The organism is Isoptericola sp. F-RaC21, from assembly GCF_038593535.1.
In the GTDB taxonomy this organism is placed as follows: Bacteria; Actinomycetota; Actinomycetes; order Actinomycetales; family Cellulomonadaceae; genus Isoptericola.
Genome location: NZ_JBCFYX010000002.1, coordinates 551327 through 564313, shown reverse-complemented (window position 1 = coordinate 564313; position 12987 = coordinate 551327). Strand labels below are relative to the sequence as shown.

At 74.8% G+C, this 12987-nt stretch carries 11 protein-coding genes and 1 pseudogene; 4 read left to right on the top strand and 8 right to left on the bottom strand.

What is annotated here, in order from left to right; all coding sequences use genetic code 11:
• The first annotated feature begins 29 nt into the window (after positions 1–29).
• Positions 30–968 carry an SDR family oxidoreductase gene (locus AAG589_RS07970; RefSeq protein WP_430566709.1) on the top strand — a complete coding sequence of 313 codons (939 nt, stop codon included), beginning with the start codon at positions 30–32 and terminating at the stop codon, positions 966–968.
• 102 nt (positions 969–1070) lie between these two features.
• Here the strand turns inward: AAG589_RS07970 and AAG589_RS21235 are convergent.
• From AAG589_RS21235 to AAG589_RS07960, 3 genes and pseudogenes are all read right to left on the bottom strand, one after another.
• A pseudogene (locus AAG589_RS21235) lies at positions 1071–1172 on the bottom strand (DUF3175 domain-containing protein); the annotation flags it as partial.
• On the bottom strand, positions 1169–2149 hold the full coding sequence (locus AAG589_RS07965; protein ID WP_430566708.1) for a bile acid:sodium symporter family protein: 981 nt from the start codon (positions 2147–2149) through the stop codon (positions 1169–1171). The pseudogene AAG589_RS21235 and the gene AAG589_RS07965, both read right to left, overlap by 4 nt.
• Before the next feature lie 75 nt (positions 2150–2224).
• Positions 2225–3097 (bottom strand): SDR family oxidoreductase, encoded by an 873-nt coding sequence (locus AAG589_RS07960; RefSeq protein ID WP_430566707.1) that lies wholly within the window; start codon positions 3095–3097, stop codon positions 2225–2227.
• Positions 3098–3242: 145 nt separating this feature from the next.
• On the opposite strand from AAG589_RS07960, the gene AAG589_RS07955 reads away from it, so the two are divergent.
• Together AAG589_RS07955 and AAG589_RS07950 are read left to right on the top strand one after the other, a co-directional pair.
• The gene (locus AAG589_RS07955) at positions 3243–3665 is read left to right on the top strand and encodes a winged helix-turn-helix transcriptional regulator (RefSeq protein WP_430566706.1); all 423 of its coding nucleotides are present in this window, start codon (positions 3243–3245) and stop codon (positions 3663–3665) included.
• Positions 3662–4297 carry a nucleotidyltransferase family protein gene (locus tag AAG589_RS07950; RefSeq protein WP_430566705.1) on the top strand — a complete coding sequence of 212 codons (636 nt, stop codon included), beginning with the start codon at positions 3662–3664 and terminating at the stop codon, positions 4295–4297. Before AAG589_RS07955 ends, AAG589_RS07950 begins: the two co-directional genes overlap by 4 nt.
• 70 nt (positions 4298–4367) lie before the next feature.
• Here the strand turns inward: AAG589_RS07950 and AAG589_RS07945 are convergent, their stop codons facing one another.
• The 5 genes from AAG589_RS07945 to AAG589_RS07925 all read right to left on the bottom strand — a co-directional run bounded on the left by AAG589_RS07945 (position 4368) and on the right by AAG589_RS07925 (position 11624).
• Positions 4368–7316 (bottom strand): molybdopterin-dependent oxidoreductase, encoded by a 2949-nt coding sequence (locus tag AAG589_RS07945; protein WP_430566704.1) that lies wholly within the window; start codon positions 7314–7316, stop codon positions 4368–4370.
• Positions 7313–8179 carry an FAD binding domain-containing protein gene (locus AAG589_RS07940; protein ID WP_430566703.1) on the bottom strand — a complete coding sequence of 289 codons (867 nt, stop codon included), beginning with the start codon at positions 8177–8179 and terminating at the stop codon, positions 7313–7315. Before AAG589_RS07940 ends, AAG589_RS07945 begins: the two co-directional genes overlap by 4 nt.
• Complete coding sequence (locus AAG589_RS07935) at positions 8170–9483, bottom strand: XdhC family protein (RefSeq protein WP_430566702.1); 1314 nt, start codon at positions 9481–9483, stop codon at positions 8170–8172. Before AAG589_RS07935 ends, AAG589_RS07940 begins: the two co-directional genes overlap by 10 nt.
• 71 nt (positions 9484–9554) lie before the next feature.
• Complete coding sequence (locus AAG589_RS07930; protein WP_446719687.1) at positions 9555–11045, bottom strand: NCS2 family permease; 1491 nt, start codon at positions 11043–11045, stop codon at positions 9555–9557.
• Positions 11046–11072: 27 nt separating this feature from the next.
• Positions 11073–11624, bottom strand: coding sequence for a nucleoside deaminase (locus AAG589_RS07925; RefSeq protein ID WP_430566701.1), 552 nt, complete (start codon positions 11622–11624; stop codon positions 11073–11075).
• Positions 11625–12038: 414 nt separating this feature from the next.
• On the opposite strand from AAG589_RS07925, the gene AAG589_RS07920 reads away from it, so the two are divergent.
• Positions 12039–12965, top strand: coding sequence for a sulfurtransferase (locus AAG589_RS07920; RefSeq protein ID WP_430566700.1), 927 nt, complete (start codon positions 12039–12041; stop codon positions 12963–12965).
• Positions 12966–12987: the final 22 nt, after the last annotated feature.

The window sequence follows — 12987 nt, the reverse complement described above, 5'->3', positions numbered from 1 at the left end:
CCCCCTCGCCGTCGGGCACGGTGGCTCACATGACACGCACCGAGCACGACATCGCCCTGCCCGACCTCTCCGGGAGACGAGCACTGGTCACCGGCGCGAGCGACGGCGTCGGCCTGCGGATCGCGGCACGGCTCGCCGGCGCCGGCGCGGAGGTGCTCCTGCCCGTCCGCAACCCGCGCAAGGGCGAGGCCGCCGTCGACCGGATCCGCGCCGAGCACCCGTCGGCGCGGCTCGTCCTGCACGAGCTGGACCTGGCCTCCCTGGCCTCGGTCGCGGCGCTCGGCGAGCGCCTGCAGGCCGAGGGTGCGCCGATCCACCTGCTGGTCAACAACGCGGGCGTCATGACGCCGCCCGAGCGGCAGGTCACCGTCGACGGCTTCGAGCTGCAGCTGGGGACCAACCACCTGGGCCACTTCGCGCTGACCGCCCGCCTGCTGCCGCTGCTGCGGGCAGGCCGCGCGCGGGTCACGACGCAGTCGAGCGTCGCCGCCCGCCGCGGGACGATCCTGTGGGACGACCCGAACGCGGAGCGCCGGTACGACGGCCGGCGCTCCTACGCGCAGTCGAAGCTCGCCTGCGGGCTGTTCGGCCTCGAGCTCGCCCGCCGCAGCAGCGCCGGGGGCTGGGGCATCACGAGCACCGTCTCGCACCCCGGGGTGGCGCCCACGAGCCTGCTCGCCGCCCGTCCCGAGGTCGGCCGCGCCGGGGACACGCGGGCCGTGCGCGTCATCCGCTGGCTCTCGGCGCACGGTCTCGTGGTCGGGACCGTCGAGAGCGCCGCCCTGCCCGCGTTGCTGGCGGCGGCCTCGCCCGAGGCGCAGGACGGCGGCTTCTACGGTCCGGGGTGGCCGGGGCACCTCGGCGGCCCGCCCGGGCCCCAGCGGCTCTGGGCCCCGCTCCGGCGCGACGACGACGCCGCGCGCCTGTGGTCGCTGTCCGAGGAGCTCACCGGGGTCGCGTTCGCCTGACGACCGGCGTTCGGTCTCAGGCGTCGGTCCTGAGCGTCGGTCCCGGCCGAACGCCTTGCGCAGCTCGTCCTTCGCCCGCTCGAGGACGTCGCTCTGCGACGCGGGGAGGTTCGTCCCGGCCGGGTTGAGGTAGAAGGTCAGCATCGACATCGCCGACCGGTACGGGCTGCCCTTGCGCCGGTGGTCCGCGGCCCGCCGGCTCAGTCGCGCAGCGCGAGACGGCGCGCGAGCACCGCGCAGACCACGAGCTGGAGCTGGTGGAAGATGATCACCGGGACGGCGATGACGCCGGCCGCGGCGACCGGGAACAGCACGCTCGCCATGGGCAGGCCGGTGGCGAGCGACTTCTTGGACCCGCACATGAGCAGCGCGATCCGGTCCTCGACCGGCAGCCTGAGCGCGGCCCCGCCCCACCACGTGAGCCCGAGCATGATCGCCAGGAAGACCCCGCTCACCACCAGCAGCGCCACGATCGACCACCCGGACGTGCCCGCCCACACGCCGGCCGAGCTCGCGGCCGCCACGGCCGAGAACACGACGATCAGGATGGTGCCGCGGTCGACGGACAGGGTGAGCCAGCGGCGGGCGCGGACCGCGTCGCCCACCCAGGGCTGCAGCAGCTGCCCCACGACGAACGGGAGCAGCAGCTGCAGCAGCACGGTCTGCAACCCGTCGAGGCCGTGGCCCGCCGTGGCGGCGCCGGATCCCTCGGCGTCGGTCATGAGCCACAGCACCAGCAGCGGGGTGAGCACCATGCCGAGCACGTTGGACACGGTGGCGCCGCAGATCGCGCCCGCGACGTTGCCGCGCGCCACGGACGTGAACGCCACCGACGACTGCACCGTGGACGGCAGCAGCGACAGGTACAGCATCCCGGCGGCCAGCGGCGCGCCGACCAGCGGCGTGATCGCCCACGCGACGACGAGCCCGAGCACCGGGAACACCACGTAGGTGGCGACGAGGATGCCGCCCTGCAGGCGCCAGTTGCGCAGCCCCGCCCACACCTCGCGGGTCGACAGGCGCGCGCCGTAGACGAGGAACAGGAGGGTCACCGCGACGTCGGCCGCGACGTCGACGACCCGCTGCGCGCCCGGGCCGACGGGCACCACCAGCCCCAGCAGCATCACCACGACGAGCGTGACGACGAACGGATCCACCCACCGGCTCAGCACACGACGCACCGGGCGAGTGTAGGGAGTCGCGGGTCGCGGGCACCGGCCCGTCCGGGGTGCGGGCCCCGACGGGCCGGCCGGGCCTCAGGCCGTGAGGGCCTGGCGCAGCCCGTCCGCCAGCGGCGTGGTCGGACGGCCGATCAGGCGGGACAGGTCGCCCGAGGTCTCGCCGAGCAGGCCGTCGCGCGTGTTGCCGTCGAGCGCGACGACGAACCCGGCGGTGCCCTCGTCGAGGCCGGCCGCGAGCAGCTGCTCGCGGTGCTCGTCCGGGGTGAGCCGGCGGTAGGTCACCGGGCGGCCCAGGATCTCGGCGGCGGTGGCGGCGAGCTCGTCGAAGTCCCACGCCACGTCGCCGGACAGCTCGTACACGGCGCCGTCGTGGGCGCCGTCGCGCTGCGCGTCCAGGGCGACGACCGCCGCCGCCTCGGCGAAGTCCGCGCGGCTCGCGCTGGCCACGCGGCCGTCGCCGACGCTGTGCGCGATCTCGCCGGTCTCGCGCGCCTGCTGCACGTCGCCGACGTAGTTCTCCGTGTACCAGCCGTTGCGCAGCAGCGTGGTGGACAGGCCGGACGCGGCGAGGAGCTCCTCGGTCGCCTTGTGCTCGGGAGCGAGGACCAGCGGCGAGGAGTCGGCGTGCGGGGCGCTGGTGTAGACGACCCGGCGGACCCCGGCGCCCTTCGCCGCGTCGATGACGGCGCCGTGCTGGCGCACCCGCTCGCCGACGGCGGAGCCGGAGACGAGCACGAGGACGTCCACGCCGTCCAGCGCCGGTGCGAGGGTCTCGGGGCGGTCGTAGTCGGCCTCGCGGACGACGACGCCGCGCCCGGCGAGGTCGGAGACCTTGTCCGTGCTGCGCGCGAGGGCGACGACGTCGGCGGGCGCGGCGCCCTGGGCCAGGAGGGACTCGACGACGAGGCGGCCGAGGTGGCCGCTGGTTCCGGTGACGGCGATGGTCATGGTGGTGCTCCCCTTCGAAGACGTCTGGACGTGACCCGTCAGGGCCACCCCGACAGCATGCGCTTACTTTTCGACAGTGCCAACTGTTGGACGGTGCATCCTTCGTCACAGTGCTCGCCAGAGGTTTGCGCCGTATCCTGGGCCGGTGACCACCGACTCCCCCGCCGTCGAGCAGGCCGACCCGGGCCCTACCGACGCGATGATCGCCGACGTCTTCTCCCGCGGCTGCACGTCGCGCCAGGCGCTCGAGGCCGTCACCGGGCGATGGGGCGTCCTCACCGTCACCGGGCTGCGCGACGGCGCGGTGCGCTTCAACGCGCTCCGCCGCCGGATCGACGGGGTGAGCGAGAAGATGCTCGCCCAGACCCTCCAGGCGCTCGAGCGCGACGGGATGGTCGCCCGCGAGGTGCGCACCACCATCCCCCCGCACGTCGAGTACTCGCTGACCGACCTCGGCCGGCAGGTCGCCGACCGGCTCGTCGGCCTCATCGACGTGCTCGAGGGCGCCGTCGACGAGGTCAGCGCCGCGCAGCAGCGCTACGACGCCCGGCGCGGCCAGGCCTCGTGACGGGAGCCACCGTCGCCGTCCTGCTCGCCGCCGGCGCGGGCACCCGCCTCGGTCGCGGCCCGAAGGCGCTCCTGCCGCTGGGCCACGACGGCGGCCGGCCCCTGGTCGAGCACGTCGGCGCCGTCCTGCTCGACGGCGGCTGCGACGAGGTCGTCGTCGTGCTCGGGGCCGAGGCGGACCGCGTGCGCGCCGCGTGCGCGCTCGACGCCCCCGGCCTGCGCGTCGTGCTCAACCCGGACTGGTCCACCGGCATGGCGTCGTCGCTCCGGTCGGGCGTCGCGGCCGCGCTGGCTCCGCGCGACGGCGAGGCACCCGCGCGCGTCGTCGTCGCGCACGTCGACCAGCCCGGCGTCGAGCCCGCCGACGTCGCGCGTCTCGTCGCGGCGCACCGGCCCGGCCGCGTCACGGCCTCCCGCTGGGCGGACGGCCCGGCCCCCGGCCCGCAGGGACCACGCTGGTCGCACCCCCTCGTGCTGGACGCCGCGCTCGCCCGCCCGGCGGCCGCGAGCGCCGTCGGCGACGCGGGGGCGCGGGCCTTCCTGCGCGCGCATGCCGATCTCATCGACGTCGTCACGCACCCGGGCGACGGCCGCGACGTCGACACCGAGGCCGACCTCGACCTGCTCGCCTGATCGTTGTGGGCGGGCGTTTGGCCCTGCTTCAGGCGCGAAACAGGGCCAAACGCCCACCCACAACGTTCGGTCAGGGCGTCGCGGCGGCCTTCATCCCCAGGTACACCCGGTCGCGGGAGAGCGGGAGCTCCGTGAACCGCACGCCCGTGGCGGCGCGCAGCGCGTTGGCGAGCGCCGGGGCGACGGGGTTGAACGGGCTCTCGCTCATCGACTTCGCCCCCATCGGCCCGGTGGAGTCCGAGGTCTGCGCGAAATACACCTCGCTGCGCGGGACGTCCGCGAACGTGGGCAGGTGGTACTGGCGGAAGATGTCGGTCGTGACGCGGCCGGCGTCGTCGATCACCACGTCCTCGTACAGCGCCGCGCCGAGGGCCTGCGCGATGCCGCCCTCCACCTGCCCGCGGCACTGGCGGGGGTTGACGACCTCGCCCGCGTCGGCCGCCTGCACGCTCTGCAGGATGCGGATCTCGCCCGTGCCGCGGTGCACGGCCACGCGGAAGCCGTGCACGTTGAAGGCCACCGACCGCGGCGTGCCGCCCCACCGGCCCTCGGCCTCGAGCCGCACGCCCGCGTCGTGGGCATGCCGGGCCACCTCGGCCAGGGGCACGACGCCGCCCTCGTACGCGACGCCGCCCGGCACCAGCCGGCAGTCCGCCGGCGCGGTCCCGGTGAGCGACGACGCGACCACCCGCACCCGCTCGGCGAGCTCCGTGGCCGCCGCCAGCGACGCCTTGCCCGCCACGACGGTCCCGGTGGACCCGAAGGCGCCGGTGTCGTGCTCGACCAGGTCGGTGTCCGACTGCCGCACCACGACGTCGGCAGCCCGCTGGCCCAGAGCGCTGGCCACGAGCTGCGCGTGCACGGTCGTGGTGCCGTTGCCGAACTCGGCCGTGCCCACCTCGGCCTCGACCACCCCGTCCGGGCGCAGCCGGGCGCGGGCGTGCGACACGTGGCCGCGCGGCGGCACGGTGTCGATCATCGACACCGCGGTGCCCTCGCCGACGCCCCACTCCTCCCCGAGCCACGGGCGCGTCGGGTCGTCGGGGTCCGCACCGTACGCGGCGACGTCGCGCGCCCGGCCGCGGGCCAGCGCGTCGTCGGCCAGCTCGATGCACTGGTCGAGCCCGTAGCTGCCGTACAGCACGTCCTCCTCGGGCTCGGCCGCCGTGGACAGCATCGGCACGCCCGGGTGCACGACGTTGCGGCGCCGCAGCTCGAGCGGGTCCAGGCCGAGCTGCCGGGCGAGCTCGTCCATCGCGGACTCGACGGCGAAGATCATCTGGCTCAGCCCGTAGCCACGGAACGCGCCCGACGGCAGCGTGTGCGTGTACACGGCGTGCGCGTCGACCTTCTTGTTCGCGCACGTGTAGACGGCGATCGACTCCCCGCAGCCGTGGAACATCACGCCCGGCCCGTGGTTGCCGTACGCGCCGGTGTTGCTCAGCACGTCGAGGTGCAGCGCGGTGAGGGTGCCGTCGCGGCGGGCGCCCGCCCGGACCCGGATGCGGAACGGGTGGCGCGTCGTCGTGCCGACGAACGTGTCGGTGCGGGTGAGCTCGAGCTGCACCGGCCGGCCGAGCCGCAAGGCCGCGAGCGCCGCGACGTCCTCGACCAGCACCTCCTGCTTGCCGCCGAAGCCGCCGCCCACGCGCTCGCAGTACACGCGCACGCGATCCATCGGCAGGTCGAGCACGCGCGCCAGGTGGCGGCGGGCCAGGAACGGCACCTGCGTGGACGAGCGCACCACGAGCCGCCCGTCGTCGTCGAACGACGCGATCGCGGCGTGCGTCTCGAGCGCCGCGTTCTGCACGCGCTGCGTGCGGTACGTCGCCTCGTGCACGACGTCGGCCTCCGCGAGGCCCGCCTCGACGTCGCCCAGCTCGCTGTGCAGCTCGGCGACGACGTTCGCCCCCGGCCGCGAGACCCGCGCCGTCGCGGCGTCCAGGTCCGGGTGCACGAGCGGGGCCCCGGGCGCCATCGCCCGCTCGGGGTCGATCAGGGCCGGCAGCACCTCGTACTCGACGCGCAGCCGGCGCACCCCCTCCTCCGCGGCGGCCACCGAGCCGGCGACGACGGCGGCCACGCGCTGCCCGACGTACCGGACCACGTCGTCGAGGATGCGGGTGTCGTCGGGGTCGTCCGTCCACAGCTCGTGCTGGGCCGTGCTGAACCGTGCGGCGGGCGCGTCCTCGTGCGTGAGCACCGCCTCCACCCCGGGGACGGCGAGCGCGTCCGAGGCGTCGATCGACAGGATCCGCGCGTGCGCGTGCGGCGACCGCGCCAGCTTGAGGTGCAGCAGCCCCGGGTAGTCCCCCGGGTCGACGTCGAGCGTGTAGCGCACCTGCCCGGTCACCACCCCCCGGCTCGCGGGCGCCGGCTCCGACGTGCCGAACGCGGTGCCCGGCGTCGCGCCGGCCGCGGCGGCGTCCGTCGTCCGGTCCCCGGCGCCACGGGAGCGCCGCGGCGTCCACTCGTCGTGCGCGTGGTCGCAGGGCGCGGCCCCGGCCGGGTGCGCCGTGCCGCAGGCGTCGTCGCCGAGCACCGCGTCGGCGACCGCCCGGTAGCCCGTGCAGCGGCACAGGTTGCCCTTGAGGGTGCGGGGCAGGTTCCCGCGCTGGTCGTCGTCGAACGTGGCCGCCGTCATGATCATGCCCGCCGTGCAGAACCCGCACTGGAAGCCCTGCGCGTCGTGGAAGCGCTGCTGCACGGGGTGCAGCCCGTCCGTCGTGGGCTCCTCGGCCGTGGCCGCGAGGCCCGCGATCGTCGTGACGTCGCGCCCGGCCGCGCGCCGCGCGGGGTACACGCAGCTGTGCACCGGCACCCCGTCGACGTGCACCGTGCACGCGCCGCAGTCGCCACCGTCGCAGCCCTTCTTCACGCCCAGCGCGCCCTGCTCGCGCAGGAACGTGCGCAGGCACTGCCCGGCGCGCGGCTCGGCGTCCACGTCGCGGCCGTCCACGCGCAGCCTGGGCGACGACGTGGCCGGCGGGGTCGTGGGGCGGGTGGTCGCGTCGGTCATCGCCGGCCTCCGTCGGTGGTGCTGTCGAGCAGCTCGCGGCGGATCTCCTCCGCGAGCCGGTAAGTCATGTCCCGGCGCCACTCGGGCAGGCCGTGGATGTCGTCGTGGTAGAGGCCGAAGCCGATCGCGTCGTCGATCGCGGCCACCAGGCCCGCGGCGTCGGGGTGCGCGCCGGCGGCGAACCGCAGCTGCACGGGCCGGCGCGTCGACGCGGTCACGGTGATCACGAGCTCGCCGCCGTCCGCGGGCGCGTCGAGACGGCCGATCAGCAGCACCCCGGACCGGCCGAGGTTCGACAGCGACAGCCGCCGGAACGCGGTGCGGGCGCGCAGCGCGGCCGCCGGGACCCGGATCGCGCGCAGCAGCTCGCCCGGCGCGAGGGTGTTGCGCATCTCCCCCGTCACCAGCTCGGCCACGGGCTGCGTCCGCCGGGCGCCGCCCGGCCCCCAGACCTCGGCGACGCCGTCCAGCGCCGCGGTGAGCGACGTCATCGGGCCCGCCGGCAGGGACGTCGCGACGTTGCCGCCCACGGTCGAGGTGTTCCAGATCTTGAACGACGCGACGAACGCGTCGCAGCACGGGCGCACGAGGTCGAGCGCGCGCCAGGCGTCCCGCACGGGCGCCGACGCCGCGGCGTCCGGGAAGGCGTAGAGCTCGGCGACCGTGCAGGTCGCGGCGATCTCCAGCCCCTCGTCGGTCACCGTGAGCGCGGGCCAGCCGGCGCTGGTGAGGTCGAGCAGCCGGCGCAGTGTCTGGCTGCCGTACGAGAACAGGACGGTGCCGCCGGCCAGCCACGCGTCGCCCTCGCGCCAGTCGGCGGGGTCGGCGGTGGGGACCAGGTCGGTGACGGTGTTCATGTCCACCGGGATCGCTCCTTGCTCGGGGTCGTGCTGGGGGTGGCGCTGGGGGCCGTGCCGAGGGTGGGGTCGGGTGCCGCGTGCAGCGGCCCGTCCGTGCGGCTCAGCGGGACGGCGGCGTCGCGGCCGTAGCGCACCGCGACGAGCTCGGCGACGACGGACACCGCCACCTCCTCCGGCGTCACGGCGCCGAGGTCCAGGCCGATCGGCGAGCGCAGCCGCGCCAGCCGGTCGGGGGGCACCCCCTCGTCGCGCAGCGCCTGCAGGCGCTGCGCGTGCGAGCGGCGCGAGCCCATCGCGCCCACGTACGCCAAGGGCAGCCCGAGCGCGAGCCGCAGGGTCGGGACGTCGAACTTCACGTCGTGGGTGAGGACGGCGACGGCGGTGCGGGAGTCGAGGCGCCCGGCGGCCGCCTCGCCGGCGAGGTACCGGTCGGGCCAGTCCACGACCACCTCGTCCGCCTGCGGGAACCGCCGCGGCGCGGCGAACACCTCCCGGGCGTCGACGAGCGTCACGTGGTACCCGAGCAGGTGCACGGCGCGTACGAGCGCGCCGGCGAAGTCGTTGGCGCCCACGACGACGAAGCGCGGCGGGGCCAGCCGGGTCTCGACGAGGAGCGTCACGGGCTCCTCCGGGGCGCCGTCGTCGCACGCGCCGTCGGCCACCCCGGGCGCCGCGTGCACGGTGGCGGCGCCGCCCGCGCGCAGCACCGCCGCGACCTGGGCGGAGACCGCCGGCAGCGCGCCGTCGTCCACGAGCCCCCGCAACGAGTTGTCAGGACCACGCGCAGGTTCTGATGCTCCTGGCCCTGACAGCTCACGGCGGTCAGAGTTGTCAGGACCACACGCAGGTTCTGGCGCTCCTGGCCCTGACAAGTCCCCCAGGACGACGGCGGTGGGCCGCGCGACGTCGAGGCGGCGCACGAGCGCGGCGGGGGCGCCGCCGCCCGCGGCCAGTCGGGCGAGGGCGACGGCGGCAGGGTCGCCGTCGTCGCCGGGCCGCACGGGTTGCACGTGCACCTCGAGGCTGCCGCCGCAGGTGAGCCCGACGGCGAACGCGTCGTCGTCGGACCAGCCGAAGGACTCGCGGTGGCACTCGCCGACCGCGATCGCGTCGAGCGCGGCCGCGTGCACGGCCCCCTCCACGCAGCCGCCGGAGAGGCTGCCGATCACGGCACCGTCGGCGCGTACCGCCATCGCGGTGCCGACGGGCCGCGGCACCGAGCCGGACGCGCCGACCACCGTCGCGACGGCGAACGGCGGCGCGCCGGGTGCGAGCCACTCGGCCAGCTGGTCGACCAGGGTAAGCATCAGGTTCCTCCGTCCCTGTCGGTCGAGCCTGTCGAGGCCCTCGGGTCTCGACAGGCTCGACCGGCGAGGGGTCAGGCGCCCAGCGCCGCCGAGAGCGGGCCGCGCACGAAGTACACGAGGAAGCCGGCCGCGACCACCCACAGCAGCGGGTGCACCTCGCGCGCCCGGCCGCAGGCGAACCGCAGCAGCACCCACGTGATGAAGCCGATCCCGATGCCGTTGGCGATGGAGTACGTCAACGGCATGGTCACGACCGTGAGGAACACCGGCAGGGCGACGGAGAAGTCGCCCAGGTCGATCTCCTTGATCTCCCGCATCATCATCGCGCCGACCACCACGAGGGCGCCGCTGGCGACCTCGATCGGCACGACGGCGGTGAGCGGCGTGAGGAACATCGCGGCCAGGAACAGGCCGCCGGTCACGACCGACGCCAGGCCGGTGCGCGCCCCTTCCCCGACGCCCGCCGCCGAGTCCACGAACACCGTGTTCGACGACGACGACGTCCCGCCGCCCACGACGGCGCCCACGCCCTCGACGACCAGCGCCGACTTGATGCGGGGGAAGTTCCCGTCGGCGTCGGCGAGCCCGCCCTGCTTGGCGAGGCCCGTCATCGTGCCCATCGCGTCGAAGAAGTTCGTGAAGAACAGGGTGAACACGAGCATCGTGGCCGCGAGCGCCCCGATGCGGTCGAAGGCGCCGAAGCTGAACTGCCCCAGCAGCGACAGGTCGGGCACCGACACCAGCGTGTCGGGCAGCGCCGGCACGGACAGGCTCCAGCCGCCCGGGTTGTCCTCGCTCGCGGGCCCGAGCTGGAGCACGGCCTCCACGACGATCGCCACGACGGTGGTGCCGACCAGGCCGATGAGCAGCCCGCCCTTCACCCCGCGGGACACGAGGATCCCCATGAGCAGCAGCCCGAAGACGAAGATCATCGTCGGGACGGTGGTGATCGACCCCCCGTCGCCGAGCTGCACCGGCGGGCCGCCCTCGGTGGGGGTGACGAAGCCGGCGTCGACGAAGCCGATGAAGGCGATGAACAGCCCGATGCCCACGGTGATCGCGGCCTTGAGCTGGCGCGGGACGGCGTTGAAGATCGCCGACCGCGCGCCGGTCGCGGCGAGCAGCACGATGAGCACGCCGTTGATGAGCACGAGGCCCATCGCCTCGGGCCAGGTCACGTCGCCGACGACGGCCACGGCGAGGAACGAGTTGATCCCCAGCCCGGCCGCGAGCGCGAACGGCAGGTTCGCGACGAGGCCGAACAGGATGGTCAGCACGCCCGCCGCGAGCCCGGTGACGGCGCCCACCTGGGCCGTCGCGAGCCAGCCGCCCGCGACGTCGGTCGGGGCGTTCTCGGCGCTGGTGCCGCCGAGGATGAGGGGGTTGAGGATGACGATGTACGCCATCGCGAAGAAGGTCACCAGCCCGCCACGGATCTCGCGTCCGGTGGTCGAGCCGCGCTCGGTGATCTTGAACAGCCGCTCCAGCACGCCGCGGCGGGCGCTCGCGGAGGGCGTCTTGTCGTTCTCGGCGGTGTCCCGCCGCGTTCCCAGGATGGTCACGTCCTTGTGTCCTTTCCGGCCCGCGCGTCAGTAGTCGACACGGGTCTCGAGGACGCGCCACGCGTCGAACGGCGCGACGGCGGACGGCGTGCGCTCGTGGCGCACCGTCATGAGCCCCGCGCCGGCCCGGGTCTCGGGCAGGTCCTGGAGCCGGGAGGCGAAGAAGTCGTAGAACGCGGCGTCGTCGAACCCGGCAGCGGCCGCGTCGTGGCGGTCGGCGGCGAAGACGACGGCGTCCACGCGCGCCCACAGGGCGGAGGCGAGGCACATGGGGCACGGCTCGCAGCTCGAGTAGAGGACGGCCCCCGACAGGTCGAACGTGCCGAGCTCGGCGCAGGCCCGCCGGATGGCGGTGACCTCGGCGTGCGCGGTGGGGTCGTTGTCCTGGGTGACGCGGTTGTTCCCCTCGACGACGCGGCCGTCGCGGGTCACGACGACGGCGCCGAAGGGGCCGCCCGCGTTCGCCACGCTGTCGACGGCCAGGGAGACGGCCTTCTCGAGGTGTGCTGCGGCCGGAGGGATGGCCGGGGCGACGGCCGTGCGGGGTGCTTGCGGGTTGATCACGGCATTGCGGTCCATGGTGAGTCTCCACGGTTCGGGCAGCGGCCCCCGGGTGCTCGGGTCCGTCGGCCCCTCGAGGTCCCGGTGGAGACCGGGCGCTCGGCGGGTCGCTGCAGGCGAGTTGTCCTTCATGCCGCCTGGTAGATAGCTGCCGGTGTCGGATCGATCTCGTCGACCACCGGGCTGACGTCGTCGTCGACCTCAGCTCGGCCCGGGCCCGCCGTTGGCATTCGCGACGCTAGCACCCGGTGACGGACACCACAACCATTTTGGAATCACACTTCCGTATCGCGGGCGTTTCCGGCAGATGTCGCACGTCTCGCATCGTGGTCCCACATTCTGGACGCGGACTGTCGCCGCAGGTGATCCAGTTCCTAGAGTGGCTACGACTACTGCACCCGGCGCTCCACGCCGCACCGATGGAGGAACCTCATGCCCGCACCCACCGACCCGACGCCGCGCCTCGCCGAGTACGCGCACCCCGAGCGCCTCGTGACGACGTCGTGGCTCGCCGAGAACCTCGACACCCCGGGCCTGGTGGTCGTGGAGTCCGACGAGGACGTGCTGCTCTACGAGACGGGGCACATCCCCGGCTCCGTGAAGATCGACTGGCACACGGACCTGCTGCAGCCGGTCGAGCGCGACTACCTCGACGGCGCCGGCTTCGCCGACCTGCTCGCGAGCCGCGGCATCTCCCGCGACACGACGATCGTGCTGTACGGCGACAAGAACAACTGGTGGGCCGCGTACACGGCCTGGGTCTTCACCCTGTTCGGCCACGAGGACGTCCGCCTGCTCGACGGCGGCCGCAACCTGTGGGTGGCCGAGGGCCGCGAGCTCACCACCGACGTGCCCTCCCCCGCCCGCGGCGACTACCCCGTCGTCGAGCGCGACGACACCACGTTCCGCGCCTTCAAGGAGGACGTGCTGGCCCACCTCGGCAACGGCCCGCTGGTGGACATCCGCTCCCCGCAGGAGTTCTCGGGCGAGCGCCTGCACATCCCGGACTACCCGGAGGAGGGCGTGCTGCGCGGCGGCCACATCCCCTCGGCCCGCAACGTCCCCTGGGCCACCGCGGTCGCCGAGGACGGCACCTACAAGACCCGCGCCGAGCTCGAGGCGATCTACCAGGAGGGCGGCCTCGGCCTCACCGCCGGCGACTCGGTGATCACCTACTGCCGCATCGGCGAGCGCTCCAGCCACACCTGGTTCGCGCTGCGCTACCTGCTCGGCATCGACGACGTCCGCAACTACGACGGTTCCTGGACCGAGTGGGGCAACGCCGTCCGCGTGCCGATCGTCGCCGGCTCCGAGCCCGGCGACGTGCCCGCGAGCGTCAAGCAGCAGCAGGCCGCCTGACCCTCCGAGCCCTCTGCGCGAG